A 17,395-nucleotide genomic window follows, 5' to 3' on the forward strand; every position below is an offset into this window, starting at 1 on the left:
TTATTCCTTAAATCTATCATCCAATGTTGTGGCGTCATGCCGATGCTTATTAAAGCGCGCTAATATTACCGATAAAGTAAACAAATGTAAATTACACAAGCAAACTGACTTGATATTCTTGTATCAAATTATCGTGATAAAAATTATAATTCTGGGATTAGATTTTAGAAAAGAGTGTAAAACATGAGTAATGAAGATTTATTCGGCAATAACCCGCTACAAGGCGTTAAACTTGAGCAAGTTGTATCAGAGTTAGTTGATCAATATGGGTGGGAGCTTTTACATGCTTATCTACTGCTAAATTGTTTTAAAAACAACCCTGACATCAAATCTGCAGTTAAATTTTTGCGTAAAACCCAGTGGGCACAAGATAAAGTTGAAAACTTTTATCTTTATAGATTAAAAAATCTACCTAAACCCGATGATGTTCAATATGAACTACCACCACGTGACCGCGTTATTCCTGAAGATCATAAACCGGGTGAACCATGTGAGTTAAGTTTTAGCGACGCAAAACGTATTCAAGCGAAAAAAGAAGCCAAAGATCGTGCACGGACGCGTAAACAACGCTCAAATGCCAGTAATCCTTGGGGTAACTAGGTGCTAGGTGCTAGGTGCTAGGTGCTAACAAATGTTTTAATAATTAAGCTGGCAGTGCCAGCTTTGTTGCGTTTATACGGATACTTTTCATAAATGTTCTAATGTACTTTCATTTAAAAAACGACTTAGCTTTTTCAGATTTAAGCCCTCATTTATTTCTCATTCTTTCCTCTTTGTGCAATAAAATTTTAGTGAATTATTCACAAAGAAATTAAGGTTCGCTGCGCTTAAAGAGCTAGCCTACGTAAATAGAGCCGATTTGATTAATTATTGGCTCTAATCGTATCACTGCAGCACCCTTTCATTTAATACATAATCATTTTGACAGCGGTTACTAGCAACAATGCGGCGAAGATTTTTTTGATCAAAGAAACCGGTAAGTGATGGGTGGCTTTGGCGCCTAACGGGGCGGTAAACCAGGATGTGCAAATAATACCGAATAACGCTGGTAAATACACAAATCCAGTAAATCCATCGGCAAGCTGGTACACAGTGCTACCTGAGCTGATGTAACCAATTGAACCAAATAATGCGATAACAATGCCGCATGCGGATGCACACCCTATGGCTTTTTTCATATCGACTGAGAAGAACGTTAACAATGGTACCAAAAGCGCGCCTCCGCCAATACCGATCATCGCAGACAAGCCGCCGGTGATAGTGGTCATAATGGTTAACACACCTTTATTGGGCATGTCACGCTCAACCGATGGCTCACGCTTATTACTTACAAACATCTTTATCGCAATAAGTACCACTGTGACAGCAAACACTAAGCGAACAACCTGCTCAGGTAATAGTGCCGCTATAAAGCCACTGATAAGCGCCCCCAGTGCAACGCCCGTCATTACCCAAGGAGCAAGAGTCCATGGAACATTGCCATTTTTATGATGTGCGATTGCGGAAGACGTTGATGTAAATAATATTGATGCTAATGACGTTGCAATTGCGGCAATAACGACTTGCTCAGCTGGTAGAATTTCAAAATGCAGTAAAATAATACTCAACACAGGAACAATAACCAGTCCGCCCCCAATACCTAGCAGCCCTGCTAAAAAACCTACGCCACTGCCAAGTAAGGCGCAGTATAAAATCAACATTATCAATTCACTCATTGCGTTTATCTCTTATTATAATTTGGGAGCACTCATGCTAAATGAATGCGATTCTATTTCCTATTGAGCAGCTATCACTCACCATATTGGCCGCGAGTATATCAATATAACTGATGCCTATTGATATATTTGGCTACATTAAGCCCTGAATAATCCTCATGTTTTAGATGAAATAAATACAAGTCACCCGCCTAGAAGTCTAAATGTTTGGATAGCCAAGTTGGAACTCTGTTTTTTCAAGTGCCACTTCAGATAATTTATCGCTAATGGCGTGCAATATTATTAGTTGATGAATACAGCTCATGTTTTAGGTGAAATTAAACCGTTTTTATTCATGTACCGATACACGTATAAATAGCTCAACTCTTAGAGGCAACACAGTTTTACAGCGGTTTTAATCAAGCCATCAGGCACAACACAAAAACTGTGAACATCACTTACCGAGAGATCAGTAACGTTAATTCGCTCAAGAGCACAGCATAAACGCAGGTTTTAAATCAGATAATTGGATACAGATCACAATGACTAAAGATTTCACATTTACTATTAAGAGTATTTGTCTCGATGAAAATTATCATCCAGCAGCTAATACACGTATCACTACCAATTTTGCAAACTTGGCCAGAGGCAGTTATCGCCAAGCAAACTTACGCAACGCCTTAAAAATGATCGATAACCGTTTTAATGCCTTGGCGCAGTGGGATAACCCAAAAGCGGATCGTTATTCTGTAGAGCTTGAAATCATCTCTGTTGATATGGATATTGCTGGCAGTGGTAATAGCTTTCCATCGATTGAAATATTGAAAACAAATATTGTTGATCATCACACTAACAAACGCATTGAAGGCATTGTAGGAAATAATTTTTCCTCCTATGTGCGCGACTATGATTTTAGCGTATTACTGCAAAAACATAATAAAGATCAGCCTAAATTTAGTATTCCTGATAACTTTGGCGAGCTGCATGGCAAACTATTTAAATATTTTATTAGTTCTGACAGCTACAAAAAGCACTTTAAAAAGCCGCCAGTAATATGCCTAAGTGTTTCGGATAACAAGACCTATCATCGTACTGAAAATCAACACCCTGCGTTAGGTGTTGAATATCAGCCAAATGAACCGTCTTTGACTGAGCAATATTTCAAAAAAATGGGCTTGCAGGTGCGTTATTTTATGCCGCCAAATAGTGTAGCGCCCTTAGCCTTTTATTTTGTTGGTGATTTGCTAAATGATTACACTCATCTTGAGCTTATTAGCACTATTAGCACAATGGAGACATTTCAAAAAATCTACCGACCAGAGATCTATAATGCCAATGCGACTGCGGGGAAATCATATCAACCAAATTTGAAGAACCTAGATCATTCACTCACGCAAATTGTTTATGACCGTGAAGAGCGCAGTAAATTGGCGAATGAACAGGGGAAATTTGCTGAGCAGCACTTCATCAAGCCATATCAAACAGTGCTTGAGCAATGGTCTGCTAATTACGCGTAATAGCGAGTTCAATCGTTAGATTCAATCGCAACTTAAAAAGTTAACCCAAATAAATGGCATTATTTATTATGAAAACATCTATTAGCAAAACAATATTACCGACTTCAACTGCAGGCAGTTTACCTAAACCTTCATGGCTTGCAGAGCCAGAGACTCTTTGGTCACCTTGGAAACTTCAAGGTGATGAATTAATTGACGGCAAACACGATGCATTACGGATCTCTCTGCAAGAGCAACAACGCGCAGGTATTGATATTGTCAGTGATGGCGAGCAAACACGCCAACACTTTGTTACCACATTTATTGAGCACCTTAACGGTGTAGATTTTGAAAACCGTAAAACGGTGAGAATTCGTGATCGCTATGATGCCAGTGTACCGACAGTCATTGGCCCTGTTAGTCGTATAAAACCGGTTTTTGTTGATGATGCTAAGTTTTTACGCAGCCAAACCAAACAACCGATCAAATGGGCGCTACCAGGTCCTATGACCATGATAGATACACTTTATGATGACCATTATAAAAGCCGCGAACAGCTCGCTTGGGAATTTGCCAAAATTCTTAATCAAGAGGCCAAAGAACTAGAAGCTGCGGGGGTTGATATCATTCAATTTGATGAGCCTGCATTTAACGTGTTTTTTGATGAGGTAAATGATTGGGGAATTGCGTGTTTAGAAAGAGCCATTGAAGGCCTTAAATGCGAAACGGCCGTACATATTTGTTATGGTTATGGCATCAAAGCCAATACAGATTGGAAAAAAACGTTAGGCTCAGAATGGCGACAATACGAAGAAGCATTTCCAAAACTGCAGCAATCTAATATTGATATTATCTCATTAGAATGTCACAACTCTCATGTACCAATGGAACTACTTGAACTTATTCGCGGTAAAAAAGTAATGGTAGGCGCCATTGACGTTGCCACCAATACCATAGAAACACCAGAGGAAGTGGCAAATACGCTACGTAAAGCACTGCAGTTTGTCGATGCTGACAAGCTCTACCCGTGTACTAACTGTGGTATGGCCCCGCTACCTCGCGCAGTTGCAAGAGGTAAGCTCAATGCGTTAACCGCAGGCGCAGAGATTATTAGAAAAGAGCTGGCTCAAAGTAATTAAAATCTAATTTATTTCATGAGGTGGAGTAACCACCTCGTCCTAATTTATTTTCAACAATTAGACTTACTACAAATACAATAAGCCTATATACACATAAAGTATTTAATACCCGCGCTTTTGCCAAAACTCAATTTCTGACATTGACTCTTGTTCAAACACTGAAAATGTTTTATCTGCAATCAGTTTGCCGTTTAGCTCTATGGTCATACGCCAGTCACCTATTTTATTGCTGATGGGTTGCCACAAGGTATCACCTAGGTAAAAGTGCCAGTCATTGTCTTTAACGTATTCAAAGCCGTCAAATGGTGGCATTACCTCACCATCAGCATCCGGTATATCAGGATGGTATATACAATAATGAAGTTTTTCGCCTTTGGCTTTTTTAATATTAATGATAAAACCAAACTCCACATCGAGTTGTGCCGGTACTTTTGTGGTAAATGCTTGAATTTGCGGTAAGGCTTTTGATGATGAGTCCCACTTTGTATAAATACCAAAGCTTTGCATAGTGATTGCGGGCTTAGTTTTTGCCATTATTTATCCTTTTTTTGATGCATTAGTTTAACGTATTTACACGGCAAAATTAAGCGCCAAAACGTTTAGGATCTTTAGGATAGAAAAAATCAGGCTGGCGATCACACAAGGCAAACTCACGGGTATTTTTGTAAGGTAGTTTCATAAACCCGGCAACCCCCACATCAGTAATGCTCACCGCATATTGCATCAACTTATTAAGCAAGCGCTTAAACTGTGCTTCTTTAGTGCCATCTAACAAACGATAATAATGATGTATTTTCATTCTATCTGGTAAAGCTTCAAAAATAATGCAGCCGGTATGATGTATTTGGTTTAACTCAAATACGCATTTGATCACTTTTTTAGGTAGCTGCAGTTGCTCGTCCGGATCTTTACCGTCTTCAAAATAAGAATGTGGTCGGGTGACTTCTGAGCTTTTTAAATTCATTACCTCATAGTCAAGCTCTGGAAGTTGTTCAAACTTAAATGCCCCTGTGCCATCACGCTCCAGTTGAATGGTCTTTCTTGCATCAAATAAACAACACTTAAATAAGCCTTTTTGATGAATGCCTTGTGCCAACATCACGGTATTATTAACCGCTTGGGTAAAAGCATGGCCTAAACTTTCATCATGCATGATCAGTGATGATTCAACGAACAGTGATTCTTCTTTCCAATGAAAGCTTAAGCCCCCTACTACTGGGTATTTTGCTAATCGGCTGATAGAGGCTAAAAATGCTTTTTCAGTATCACCGGTATCAAACAGGAATTCTTTATAATACCGGTCCAATTGAGCGTCATTTACATCAAGCAGTTGTTGATTGTGGTCGGCTTGGCGTAAAAATTGTTTACGTGAGCTATAAACCACAGTATCAGGTCGTTCGTCATCGTTACCAAACCAAAATGGAATATTGGCTCGCACATTTTCAGCTAAATTGAGCTCTGGTAAATATGCTTTAGCCATAGCAGGCATATTACGCATAAAGTAATCACCCGCCCCGTCTCTTGTAATTTTATTTTTAGAGAGCATACCGTCAATCACTTTTGCAAGCTCCATAGGGAGCCCTAATGAACTGGCTGGGATCACTTGCGCGCCAAATCGGCATGACTGTGCAGAAGCCAGTGCGTATAAGGTGGACGCCACGCCTTGCTCATCAAAACGCGGCGATGATTTAGCACCTGACATTTGCTCATCACCAATAAAATACACATCCCCCATCCGCGCATTGGTGGTACTTAAATCGCCAGACATTAAATCCATAAAGTTACTGGTAATTGGCTCGCCATTACTGTCTATTTGGGCATACACAGAGCTGCCCCAGTCCACCAGCGATAAGCCTTGGGTATGTTCATCCCACACTAGATTAGAAGGCTTGATATCGCCATGCACAATCGGTTGTGGCGTTATGCCATTTTGCTGAGTGCGAAGGTCTATTAATACATTACGCAGTTTTAGCGCTAAACTGGTGATTGCTGCGGCGCTAAAGCGGCCTTTTTTAAGTGATACTTTTTCTAAGTCTTCGCCCAGCGCGCGGGCCATCATTAAAATGCCCTGCTTTTTTATCCGTTCAAAAGCATAAAACTTAGGCACTAATGGGTTATCAACTTGCGAGAGCATATACGCTTCGTCCTCAAGTCGATCACGTACACTTTGCGCCAAGGTGATACGTGAAAATTTAAACACCCAAGGAAGTTTACGCTCATCTAAACCCGCAAATACAAATCCAAAAGCACCCGAGCCAATCATTTCAACCTGGCTGTAGCCTAAATTAGTGAGTTGCTTAATACAGATATTCAACCATTGGCGGTGTTTTTTTGCGTCATGGTGCGAAAGCAAATAGACCGACTGCTCTTCATTGATATAAAAATTGCGGATTGCTTTGGTTTTCACTGCGAGGTCTCAACGTATTCTAAAAAATGTAAGGGATAAGGGTGAAGCTAGCTTATTGATTATTAATTTTTTAGTTCTAAATTTCTAGTCATTTAGCCTCAGCTTAGCGTGTCCTGACATTTTGCGCAAAAAAAGTGTAAAAAGGCAATCTGTGTTAAAAAATAATGCACCCAACTCACTAAACGACAGGTGATACTCTTTATTCATGGTAATTGCTTAGTTAGATATTACAGACTTTCTGATTGGTAAAATAAAAGAAAAAAAGCCGCGTGATCAGCGAACTGATCACAACAGCTTTTAACAACCAGAATCGTTATAAATTAGAGTGCTTGTTCAAGCTCTGGTAGCACATCAAATAAATCTGCTACTAAACCATAATCCGCCACTTGGAAGATTGGCGCATCGGGATCTTTATTGATAGCCACAATCACTTTAGAATCTTTCATACCCGCTAAGTGCTGAATTGCGCCACTAATACCTACAGCAATATATAAGTTAGGCGCAACGATCTTACCGGTTTGACCCACTTGCATATCGTTTGGTACAAAGCCTGCGTCAACCGCAGCACGAGACGCACCAATTGCCGCGCCTAGTTTATCGGCAATACCATTAAGTAATGAGAAGTTCTCGCCATTTTGCATACCGCGTCCACCTGATATAACCACTTGCGCAGCAGTTAACTCTGGGCGCTCAGATTCGGTTTGCTCAACACTTACAAATGCGCTTAATTCACTGCTAAACACAGAATCAACAACACGACTCTCAGCGGGAGCTTGCTCACTTTGCAGATCAAAGCTACTTGCACGAACGGTGAGCACTTTTTTGCTATCCAGTGATTTTACAGTTGCGATGGCATTACCGGCATAGATTGGGCGTTTAAATGTATCAGCGTCAACCACATCAATGATTTCTGAAATTTGTGCAACATCAAGTAATGCGGCAACACGTGGCATAAAGTTTTTGCCCGTTGTAGTAGCACTAGCAACAAGATGCGAATAATCTGGCGCAAGCGATAATACTAAATCTGCGATGTTTTCAGCTAACTGATGCGCATACTCGCTATGATCAGCCACCAGCACGGTGTTTACACCTGCAATACTGGCCACTATTTCACTCATTGGTGCTACGTTTTCACCAGCAATTAGTACATCAACAGCAAAACCAAGCTTTAATGCTGCGTTTATGGTTTTAGAAGTTTCAGGCTTTAAACTGCCATTGTCATGATCTGCTATAACTAATGTTTTCATTTAAATCACCTTCGCTTGTGTTTTTAATAAATCAACTAACTGCGCTACATCATCAACAATGATACCGCCACTGCGTTTTGCCGGTTCATGTACCGCAACAAGTTCGATACGCGGGGTTAAGTCTACACCTAAGCTATCAGCTGCAATTACCTCAAGTGGTTTACGTTTGGCTTTCATAATATTTGGCAATGATGCATAACGAGGTTCATTCAAACGTAAGTCTGTTGTGACTACAGCCGGTAACTTTAATGCCACTGTTTGTAAACCGCCATCAACTTCACGCGTCACATTAACAGTGCCATTTGCTATGTCGACCTTTGATGCAAACGTACCTTGCCCGCGCCCGGTAAGAGCCGCCAGCATTTGACCTGTTTGATTGTTATCTGAATCAATCGACTGTTTACCTAAAATCACCAGTTCAGGGGCTTCTTGCTCGACGATTTTAGCAAGCAACTTTGCAACGTGCAGTGATTCTAATTTTTCGTCAGTCTCAATATGAATCGCTTTATCGGCGCCCAGTGCCAGTGCTGTACGTAATTGTTCTTGAGATGCTTTAGCACCAATGGTTACAGCAATTACTTCAGTGGCAGTGCCCGCCTCTTTTAAGCGGATAGCTTCTTCAATGGCAATTTCGCAAAATGGGTTAAGTGCCATTTTCACATTAGTTAGATCAACGTCGCTATTATCTGCTTTAACGCGTGCTTTTACGTTGTAGTCGATAACTCTTTTTATTGGAACGAGAACTTTCATAGGAACTCCATAATTATTTAAACCTACAAGCTAACGTGTACGTCAACCTATTTATTTTATGAAATCAGACTACTTCCTGTTGACGTAAACGTCAACCTAAAATAACCTTAAACTATTCATCGCCTGTAACGTTTCATTTGCAAGTATGAAATTGCCCTCGTAAAGGCACAGGTCCGTCACATAAAAGAGGTTAATATGGTCGAACGCGAAACCATGGAATTTGATGTCGTTATTGTCGGCGCAGGCCCTGCAGGCTTAGCTACCGCCATACGATTAGCGCAACAAGCACGAGAAAAACAACAAGAGTGCATGATCTGCGTGGTTGAAAAAGGCTCCGAAGTGGGCGCCCATATTTTATCGGGCGCAGTATTTGAAACCACCGCTTTGGACGAGTTACTGCCCAATTGGCAAGAACTTGGCGCACCAGTGACCACTAAAGTAACCAGTGATGAAATATATTGGTTTAATAATGACAGCAAAGCCACCGCTATCCCTCACTTTGCCGCACCTAAAACATTTCATAATACTGATAACTATATTGTCTCTATGGGTAATGTATGCCGCTGGCTTGCAGAGCAAGCAGAAAACCTAGGGGTTGAGATTTTCCCAGGTTTTAGCGCACACTCACTGATTATTGAAGATGACACAGTAAAAGGCATTATTACCGGCGATATGGGCCTTGATAGCAATGGCAATGAAAAAGATGGCTTTATGCCTGGCATGGAACTTCGTGCTAAATACACTGTATTTGCTGAAGGTTGTCGTGGTCACTTAGGTAAACAGCTGACCAATCAGTTTGCACTTGATCAAGATGCCTCACCGCAACATTATGGTTTAGGCTTTAAAGAAATTTGGCAAATCGATCCTGCTAATCACAAGCAAGGCACGGTAGTTCATGGCACCGGTTGGCCCTTAAGTGCAGATACTAACGGTGGTGCGTTTATGTACCACAGTGATAATAATCAAGTTGTAGTCGGCTTAATTGTTGATTTAAATTACTCAAACCCGCATTTAAGCCCGTTTGATGAATTTCAGCGCATGAAACACCACCCAATATTTAAAGATGTATTAGCCGGTGGCGAACGTATTGCTTATGGCGCTCGTGCGATTGCAAAAGGTGGCTTGCACTCATTACCAAAAATGCACTTCCCGGGTGGTTTGTTGGTCGGCTGTGACGCGGGCACCTTGAATTTTGCCAAAATCAAAGGCAACCACACAGCGATGAAGTCAGGTATGATTGCCGCTGAGGTGATCTTTAACGCGCTTACAAACGAGCAACAGCATACTGACTTAGTTGACTACAGCGAAGCATTTAAACAAAGTTGGGCTTATAAAGAGCTATACCAATCACGTAACTTTGGCCCTGTGATGCATAAGCTAGGAAAATTTCTTGGTGGTGCGTATAACACCCTTGATCAAAATATTTTTGCAGGGGCATTACCTTTTACTTTTAAAGATAATATCCCAGATCACGCAACGCTAGTTGATAAAAATCAGGCCAGTGTCATTGATTACCCGAAGCCTGATGGTCAACTCAGCTTTGATAAATTATCTTCGGTGTTTTTATCAAATACCAATCATGAAGAATCTCAGCCGTGTCATTTAAAACTAAAAAATAGCGCTATTCCTATCGATGTTAACTTAGTTAAATTTGACGAGCCTGCTCAGCGCTATTGCCCGGCGGGTGTGTATGAGATACAGCAAATTGCCGGCAAAGACGAGTTTGTGATCAATGCACAAAACTGCGTGCACTGTAAAACCTGCGATATTAAAGATCCGAGCCAAAACATCACCTGGGTAACACCTGAGGGAGCCGGTGGTCCCAACTACCCAAATATGTAATCTAAATACAATTAAAGCGCTTGATACAGCGTTAAAATAATATTTTACATATAAATTATAAACCTATCCTAAATTGCAGGGGCTTCGGCCCCTTTTTTGCGCTATGCTAATAAGAATTATATATGAGTGAGATATTTTTATGCCGTCGTCTAATGTTGTATTCCGTTTTTTAGCAGAGCCCACCGATGTGAATTTTGGCGGGAAGGTTCATGGCGGTGTCGTCATGAAGTGGATTGACCAAGCAGGTTATGCCTGCGCTGCTGGTTGGAGTGGTCATTACTGTGTCACTGTATCTGTCGCTGGGGTTAAATTTCGTCGCCCTATTCTAGTTGGTCAAATTGTTGAAGTTGAAGCTAAAATTGCCCACACTGGCAAAACCAGTATGCAAATCTTTATACAAGTTCGCTGTGGCGATCCGAAAACGCGTAATTTAGTTGAGACTAACCACTGTGTAATTAGCTTTGTTGCCATGGACGAAACAGGTTACCCCGTAGCAGTGCCAGAATACATCGCAGTGAGTAATGAAGACAAAAAATTAGAAAACTACGCAATTAAGATGAAAGAGATTGCCATAGAAACTGAAACTTTATTGCATAAATCAGAACCCTGATCACCTAAACTATCTATCTGTAAAAGCTACACTCTAGTCAGAAATCTTTTCTCCAGCCAAACTGAACGAGCGTTTAAATAGCGCTCATTGGTGTACTTTGTATGCTATAAAAGACTATAACTGGCTGTTTTAAAGCCAAATTAATCATGGCACGCACCATGCAATATTAAAAGTAACCGGTAATTTAAAGGTTATATTTTTTATTTTGTAAAGGAGCTATTAAATGATTAAATCAATTTCACTTTCTGCTATCTCATTAGCATTGTTAGGTTTTAATACTGCAGCTAGCGCAGAGACAACAAACATGGATTACCCTCGCGTATATACCGGTATTGGTTACGGCCAATACTCATTCCAATTTGAAGATTCTGAAAACGACATCGATTTTGACGACGACTCACAGATGCTCAAAGGCTATGTTGGTTCACAATTTAATAAGTATTTGAGTTTAGAACTGGCCTATCAAAACTTTGATGAAGTAAGTGATATAGATAGTTACGCTGAGGTAGATGGTATCTCCCTTGCTGCACGATTAGCAGCACCAATAACAGAAAGCTTTTCTGTCTACGCTAAAGGTGGTTGGTTAGAATGGGACGCCGAGGTCACCAGTGATATTCCAGCCCTTGGTGAAATATCAGCCGATCAAAGTGGTGGCGATATATTCTACGGTGCAGGTATTGAATATGCATTTACCAGTAATATGCAAATACGCTTTGAGTACGAGCGTTACGAATTAGAAGACGATATTGATCCAGATATGGACGTGGCATCAGTATCTGTACAATATATGTTTTAAGGAATGCTTAACCTGTTCTGAGGTTATTTAGCAGTAAAAGGCAGCTTCGAGCTGCCTTTTTTGTTGTTAGCGGTTAGAATATCGTATCTTTAACAGTAATTGAGTTTCATGAGCGATTTTCAACTAACGGCTATTGGCCATATTCAATCTCCTTATAAACAAAAGTTCGCCATTCCTCGCCAACCGCGTTTAGTTCCACAAGCAAAAGCTAAGTTGGTATTTGTTGCTGATTTTAACCGTGAAGAATTTGTTCGTGGTTTAGATGAATTTAGCCATATTTGGTTATTGTTTCGCTTTCATGAAACTGCTGATAAAGGCTACTCAGCCATGGTTAGACCACCGCGTTTAGGCGGTAATGAGCGCAAAGGCGTATTTGCCACACGCGCGACCTTTAGACCCAATGCCATAGGCATGAGTGCCGTCAAGCTTGAAGGCATAGAGTATAAAAATGGCCAGCTGTGTTTATTATTGGCAGGCATAGATTTACTTGATGGCACCCCGATTTTAGACATCAAACCATATTTACCTTATTCAGATGCCATGGTTGATGCCACTGCAGGCTTTGCTGACACGCGCCCAGAAACGCAAATGACCGTTGAGTTTAGCCCGCAAGTGCAGGCGTTTATTGAACAGCAAACCAACTTCCCAGAGTTGCATGACTTTATTAGTAATGTACTTAAGCAAGATCCTCGCCCTGCCTATAAAAAGCAAAAAGAGGGTGAACAAAGTTATGGAATGACCTTGTATGATTTTAATATCCGTTGGCAAGTAAACGACGAGCATAACTATGTCACTAGCATAGAAAAAAGTTAGAAAAACACACTTAGCGCTTTAGTGTAAAAGCAACCGCTGCTAAACTGAGTGCCCAATTGAAATAATAATTTTATAACTATCGGAATAAACATGCGTACCAGTCAATATATACTCGCAACACTTAAAGAAACGCCATCAGATGCTGAAATTGTATCGCATCAATTAATGTTAAGAGCGGGCATGATCCGTCGCGTCGCGTCGGGCCTATATACTTGGTTACCCTCTGGATTACGCGTGTTACGAAAAGTCGAAAACATTGTGCGTGAAGAAATGGACAAATCAGGTGCAATCGAAATGTTGATGCCTGTTATTCAACCTGCGGATCTATGGGAAGAGTCTGGCCGTTGGGAGCAGTTTGGCCCAGAACTTATGCGTTTTACTGACCGTCACAATCGTACTTTCGCGTTAGGACCAACCCATGAAGAAGTGATCACCGACTTTGTTCGTAAAGAAGTAAGTTCGTATAAACAATTACCGCTTACTTTGTATCAAGTACAAACAAAAGTGCGCGACGAACGTCGTCCTCGTTTTGGGGTTATGCGCGCGCGTGAATTTACTATGAAAGATGCCTATTCATTTCATTTAAGTGAAGAATGTTTAGATGCAACTTATCAAGTAATGCACAAAGCATACTGTAATATATTCGATCGCTTAGGCCTTGATTACCGTCCTGTTATTGCTGATACCGGCTCTATCGGTGGTAGTGTATCTCATGAATTTCATGTGTTAGCTGAATCAGGTGAAGATGCTATCGCCTTTAGTGATAAAAGTGACTATGCAGCAAACATTGAAAAAGCAGAAGCATTAGCGCCAAGTGATGCGCGCCCTGCTGCCGCAAAAGAATTAAAAGTATTCCCTACGCCTGATGCGAAAACTATCGACGAGCTAAAGAAACACTATGGTGTAAAACCTCATAGCAGTGTTAAAACACTGATTGTTTACGGCGCGCCAAATGAAGATGGTCAACGTGGTTTAGTTGCATTAGTAATACGTGGCGATCATGAGCTTAACGAACTTAAAGCTGAAAAACATCCATTAGTAGATTCTCCACTGGAAATGGCAAACGAGGCTGACATAATTGCAGCCATTGGTGCTAAACCGGGTTCATTAGGCCCTGTTGGCTTAACCATGCCAATTTTAGTAGACCGTACAGCCAACGTAATGGCTGATTTTGTAGCTGGTGCTAACAAAGATGACGAGCATTACAGCGGTATTAACTGGGATCGCGATGTAACTGAGTATGAAGTTGCTGATCTACGTAATATTGTCGAAGGTGATCCTAGTCCATGTGGTAATGGTACTTTACATATTAAACGCGGTATTGAAGTTGGCCATATCTTCCAGCTTGGTACTAAGTACTCAGAAGCGATGAAAGCGGGAGTACTAAACGAAAGCGGTAAAAACCAAATAATGACTATGGGTTGTTATGGTATTGGTGTATCGCGTATTGTCGCAGCGGCTATTGAGCAAAATAATGATCAATACGGCATTATTTGGCCACAGCCAATCGCCCCGTTCGATTTAGCCATTGTGCCAATGAATATGCATAAATCGCATCGTATACCTGATATCGCTAATAACCTTTACGACGGTTTAAAAGCCGCAGGCTTAGACGTGTTATTTGATGACCGTAAAGAGCGCCCAGGTGTGATGTTTAACGACATGGAATTACTCGGTGTACCTTTCACGTTGGTAATTGGTGAGCGTAATCTTGATGAAAACAAGGTTGAGTTGAAAAATCGCCGTACTGGTGAAAAATTAATGATAGATATTGATACCGCTGTTGAAGCAATCAAAGCGGCCATGATCGCTTAATCATCAGCACCCTCTGAAACAAAAAAACCGCGTAATGCGGTTTTTTTGTTTTTGCACGATCATTAATTGTCATAGATGTTTCGTCAAACAGTCTTATAAACGTCATTCAAGTTGCTTAACTTTGTTGTTATTACACCGTGAGTAACCTCCTATGCACGACATCGAAAAAAGTGATAAAAAGTACTACCCAGCCGTTTGGATCTCCGATGTACATTTAGGCTATAAAGATTGTCGAGCAGATTACCTACTCGACTTTTTAAATAGTATTGAGTGCGATACCCTTTATCTAGTGGGTGACATCGTCGATTTATGGTCGATGAAGCGAAATTTTTATTGGCACCCTAGTCACTATCAAGTATTAGCTTGTATTCAAGCCAAAGCAGTTCAAGGTACTCGAGTGATTTATATTCCCGGCAATCACGATGAAACATTCCGACACTACGTCAATAACAGCCTATTTGGTATTGAAGTCCACCAGCAGTTTATTCACACAACCAAAGCCAACAAACGATTTCTTCTGGTTCACGGTGATGATTTTGACTCAGCAACTAGGTATAACAAACTGATCAGTATTGCCGGTGATACAGGTTATGACTTTTTACTGTTTTTAAATCGCTGGACTAATCGTATTCGACGCCTATATGGTGGTAACTATTGGTCACTTGCTGCTTGGATAAAAGCCCGCGTTCATAAAGCGCGTGAAGCAATAGAGGCATTTGAAAATGCTGCTATTCATGAGGCTAAAAAGCAAGGCGTAGACGGTATTATTTGCGGTCATATTCATCACCCACAACTCAAAGTCGTTGATGGCATTGTTTACTGTAATGATGGCGATTGGATAGAAAGTTGTACCGCAGTAGTAGAGCAAGAAAATGGTCGTATCGAATTGCTACACTGGTCTGACACTCAAACAGTGATTAATTCTGCTGATATTACCAAACTTAATCAAAATCTTGGTGGACCAAAGGCTAAACCTGAAAAATCAGTAGCTTAAAATTTAGACTGTGTGGTTTATTTTAACCACATAGCTAATTTATCTTTCAAAACTTTTGGCTTTATGGGTTTGGTAATATAATCATTCATACCAGCTGTAATACAACGCTCTCTGTCACCTGCCATAGCGCTGGCTGTCATAGCGATAATAGGCACTTTTGCATAGTCAGCACCAGCTTTGCTGCTGCGAATTGCAGAGGTTGTGTCATAGCCATTGAGGCTTGGCATTTGGCAATCCATTAAAAGCAGATCAAATAAAGGTGTGTGCTCTGTATTTAATATTTCTAGCGCATCTAGGCCATCGCTGGCACATACAATAGTGACACCGGTATTTTTTAATATTGCTTTGGCAACTTCAAGGTTGATCATATTATCATCAACCAATAATACCTTAAAGTTTGATAAATCGTATTCAACATATTCTGTTTGCTCACTACCTTGGCTAGCAACCAAAAAACTATTATTAACACCAAACAAACTTGCTAACTTATAGCTAAATTGATCTTGAGTAAGCGGCTTATTTAGCACATGGCAATTTTCAGGTACCTGCTCTTTGGCTTTTTTACTAAGCAATAAATCACGCAAAATTAATACATATTTTTTATTCTGCTTATTACATAAATTAATCAGTGTTTGTAAGTATGGGTGATCATTATCAACAACCAGTAAATCAACTTTTAACTCTTGATATTGTGCTTGGTAGTCAAATCGTTGAATATTATTGGCCGCTACTTGGCAATTTTTAATCAATAAATTAGTGACATTGTTATATACACTGTCGCTATCTATCAGCACGCCAACCTGAATATCTTTTGCCAACTCAACGGCAGTATTAAGTCTTTTCTCAGCTGCAATATGTAATTGCACTTGCGCTGTAAAACAGCTTCCCTTGCCCTTTTCACTGGTTACACTAATATCACCGCCCATCAATTGTGCCAGCTTACGACAAATTGATAAACCAAGCCCTGTACCTCCAAAGTGGCGAGTGGTACTGGTGTCCTCTTGAGTAAAGGCCTCAAACAGCTTATCGATATTTTTTTCAGCAATGCCGATGCCTGAGTCTTCAATAACAAAGCTCATTAATAACTTTTCTTCAGTAAGATACTGACACCCAACAGTCAAACTGACTTCACCTTGATGAGTAAATTTGAATGCATTATTAAGTAAGTTTATTAATATTTGTTTTAATCGGTGGCTATCTCCGACTAACATACGGTCAATAACTTTATCAGTATACAAAAACACTTCTAAGCCTTTACGCTGTGCTTGCAGTGCCATTGAGGTGATCATATCACTGCATACAGTAATCACATCAAAACTGTGATTATCAATACCAAGTTTACCAGCTTCGATTTTTGAAAAATCCAAGATGTCATTAATCAATGTCATTAATGAGTTAGCGCTGCTATTGGCCAGATCTAAATATTGCTGTTGCTGCTGCGTTAGCGTGTCCTCTTTGAGCATTTCCAGCATCCCTAATACACCATTCATAGGCGTACGTATTTCATGGGAAATATTAGCAATAAAATCACTTTTAGTTTTACTGGCTGCCAAAGCTTGTTCAATCGCACTTTCAAGTTCAGTTGTGCGTTGTTGCACTTTTTGCTCTAACGTACTATTGAGTTTTTCAAGCTCAACTTGGGTCTGTTTAAGTGAATTAATGTTTCGTAAAATCGCTTATATGGACTCCTCCTATTGCACAAGCCTTTTTACATTAAAATGATGTGATTGCGTGCTTATATACGGGCTCTAATGAGGCGCTACCTCGGCCACTTTGATGTTTTCGCGCCCTT

General features: G+C 40.4%; 15 protein-coding genes. 9 read left to right on the top strand and 6 right to left on the bottom strand.

The features are described from left to right. Positions 1–183: 183 nt before the first annotated feature. Positions 184–600: a VF530 family DNA-binding protein gene (locus H5180_RS18565; RefSeq protein ID WP_145233938.1), complete on the top strand. Its 417-nt coding sequence runs from the start codon at positions 184–186 to the stop codon at positions 598–600. A gap of 305 nt (positions 601–905) precedes the next feature. Here the strand turns inward: H5180_RS18565 and H5180_RS18570 are convergent, their stop codons facing one another. Beyond that, the gene (locus tag H5180_RS18570) at positions 906–1,715 is read right to left on the bottom strand and encodes a sulfite exporter TauE/SafE family protein (protein ID WP_182758801.1); all 810 of its coding nucleotides are present in this window, start codon (positions 1,713–1,715) and stop codon (positions 906–908) included. 521 nt (positions 1,716–2,236) lie between these two features. Here H5180_RS18570 and H5180_RS18575 point away from each other — a divergent pair. Beyond that, complete coding sequence (locus tag H5180_RS18575) at positions 2,237–3,211, top strand: DUF1852 domain-containing protein (protein WP_182758802.1); 975 nt, start codon at positions 2,237–2,239, stop codon at positions 3,209–3,211. A gap of 68 nt (positions 3,212–3,279) precedes the next feature. Beyond that, complete coding sequence (locus H5180_RS18580; RefSeq protein ID WP_182758803.1) at positions 3,280–4,329, top strand: methionine synthase; 1,050 nt, start codon at positions 3,280–3,282, stop codon at positions 4,327–4,329. 102 nt (positions 4,330–4,431) lie between these two features. Here H5180_RS18580 and H5180_RS18585 read toward each other — a convergent pair whose 3' ends face one another. The 4 genes from H5180_RS18585 to H5180_RS18600 form a co-directional block, all read right to left on the bottom strand. Next, positions 4,432–4,863, bottom strand: a complete 432-nt coding sequence (locus tag H5180_RS18585; RefSeq protein ID WP_182730930.1) for a DUF3859 domain-containing protein — start codon at positions 4,861–4,863, stop codon at positions 4,432–4,434. Positions 4,864–4,912: 49 nt separating this feature from the next. Continuing rightward, positions 4,913–6,736, bottom strand: a complete 1,824-nt coding sequence (locus tag H5180_RS18590; protein ID WP_182758804.1) for a protein kinase domain-containing protein — start codon at positions 6,734–6,736, stop codon at positions 4,913–4,915. 320 nt (positions 6,737–7,056) lie between these two features. Beyond that, entirely contained in the window at positions 7,057–7,983 is a 927-nt protein-coding gene (locus tag H5180_RS18595; protein WP_145233926.1) for an electron transfer flavoprotein subunit alpha/FixB family protein, read from the bottom strand. Then, on the bottom strand, positions 7,984–8,733 hold the full coding sequence (locus tag H5180_RS18600; RefSeq protein WP_149981096.1) for an electron transfer flavoprotein subunit beta/FixA family protein: 750 nt from the start codon (positions 8,731–8,733) through the stop codon (positions 7,984–7,986). It abuts the gene before it with no gap. Positions 8,734–8,928: 195 nt separating this feature from the next. On the opposite strand from H5180_RS18600, the gene H5180_RS18605 reads away from it, so the two are divergent. The 6 genes from H5180_RS18605 to H5180_RS18630 all read left to right on the top strand — a co-directional run bounded on the left by H5180_RS18605 (position 8,929) and on the right by H5180_RS18630 (position 15,603). After that, the gene (locus H5180_RS18605) at positions 8,929–10,575 is read left to right on the top strand and encodes an electron transfer flavoprotein-ubiquinone oxidoreductase (RefSeq protein ID WP_182758805.1); all 1,647 of its coding nucleotides are present in this window, start codon (positions 8,929–8,931) and stop codon (positions 10,573–10,575) included. 139 nt (positions 10,576–10,714) lie between these two features. Beyond that, entirely contained in the window at positions 10,715–11,185 is a 471-nt protein-coding gene (locus tag H5180_RS18610) for an acyl-CoA thioesterase (RefSeq protein WP_145233918.1), read from the top strand. 223 nt (positions 11,186–11,408) lie between these two features. Next, positions 11,409–11,981: an outer membrane beta-barrel protein gene (locus H5180_RS18615; RefSeq protein WP_145233916.1), complete on the top strand. Its 573-nt coding sequence runs from the start codon at positions 11,409–11,411 to the stop codon at positions 11,979–11,981. Positions 11,982–12,089: 108 nt separating this feature from the next. Further along, positions 12,090–12,794 carry a tRNA (N6-threonylcarbamoyladenosine(37)-N6)-methyltransferase TrmO gene (gene tsaA / locus H5180_RS18620; protein ID WP_182758806.1) on the top strand — a complete coding sequence of 235 codons (705 nt, stop codon included), beginning with the start codon at positions 12,090–12,092 and terminating at the stop codon, positions 12,792–12,794. A 90-nt stretch (positions 12,795–12,884) separates the two neighbouring features. Next, positions 12,885–14,609 (top strand): proline--tRNA ligase, encoded by a 1,725-nt coding sequence (locus tag H5180_RS18625; protein ID WP_182758807.1) that lies wholly within the window; start codon positions 12,885–12,887, stop codon positions 14,607–14,609. A gap of 151 nt (positions 14,610–14,760) precedes the next feature. Beyond that, positions 14,761–15,603, top strand: a complete 843-nt coding sequence (locus tag H5180_RS18630) for a UDP-2,3-diacylglucosamine diphosphatase (RefSeq protein ID WP_182734736.1) — start codon at positions 14,761–14,763, stop codon at positions 15,601–15,603. Positions 15,604–15,620: 17 nt separating this feature from the next. On the opposite strand, the gene H5180_RS18635 is transcribed toward H5180_RS18630, so the two are convergent. Continuing rightward, positions 15,621–17,201 (bottom strand): ATP-binding protein, encoded by a 1,581-nt coding sequence (locus tag H5180_RS18635; RefSeq protein ID WP_310736510.1) that lies wholly within the window; start codon positions 17,199–17,201, stop codon positions 15,621–15,623. Positions 17,202–17,395 lie beyond the last annotated feature (194 nt).

Origin of the sequence: Pseudoalteromonas sp. SR41-4, assembly GCF_014163985.1 — a bacterium.
GTDB classification, from domain to species: Bacteria; Pseudomonadota; Gammaproteobacteria; order Enterobacterales; family Alteromonadaceae; genus Pseudoalteromonas; species Pseudoalteromonas rhizosphaerae.

Bases quoted from the DNA above. Each gene is read 5' to 3' on its own strand.
- H5180_RS18565 (WP_145233938.1), top strand. From the start codon at position 184: ATGAGTAATGAAGATTTATTCGGCAATAACCCGCTACAAGGCGTTAAA.
- H5180_RS18570 (WP_182758801.1), bottom strand. From the start codon at position 1,715: ATGAGTGAATTGATAATGTTGATTTTATACTGCGCCTTACTTGGCAGT.
- H5180_RS18575 (WP_182758802.1), top strand. From the start codon at position 2,237: ATGACTAAAGATTTCACATTTACTATTAAGAGTATTTGTCTCGATGAA.
- H5180_RS18580 (WP_182758803.1), top strand. From the start codon at position 3,280: ATGAAAACATCTATTAGCAAAACAATATTACCGACTTCAACTGCAGGC.
- H5180_RS18585 (WP_182730930.1), bottom strand. From the start codon at position 4,863: ATGGCAAAAACTAAGCCCGCAATCACTATGCAAAGCTTTGGTATTTAT.
- H5180_RS18595 (WP_145233926.1), bottom strand. From the start codon at position 7,983: ATGAAAACATTAGTTATAGCAGATCATGACAATGGCAGTTTAAAGCCT.
- H5180_RS18600 (WP_149981096.1), bottom strand. From the start codon at position 8,733: ATGAAAGTTCTCGTTCCAATAAAAAGAGTTATCGACTACAACGTAAAA.
- H5180_RS18605 (WP_182758805.1), top strand. From the start codon at position 8,929: ATGGTCGAACGCGAAACCATGGAATTTGATGTCGTTATTGTCGGCGCA.
- H5180_RS18610 (WP_145233918.1), top strand. From the start codon at position 10,715: ATGCCGTCGTCTAATGTTGTATTCCGTTTTTTAGCAGAGCCCACCGAT.
- H5180_RS18615 (WP_145233916.1), top strand. From the start codon at position 11,409: ATGATTAAATCAATTTCACTTTCTGCTATCTCATTAGCATTGTTAGGT.
- tsaA (WP_182758806.1), top strand. From the start codon at position 12,090: ATGAGCGATTTTCAACTAACGGCTATTGGCCATATTCAATCTCCTTAT.
- H5180_RS18625 (WP_182758807.1), top strand. From the start codon at position 12,885: ATGCGTACCAGTCAATATATACTCGCAACACTTAAAGAAACGCCATCA.
- H5180_RS18630 (WP_182734736.1), top strand. From the start codon at position 14,761: ATGCACGACATCGAAAAAAGTGATAAAAAGTACTACCCAGCCGTTTGG.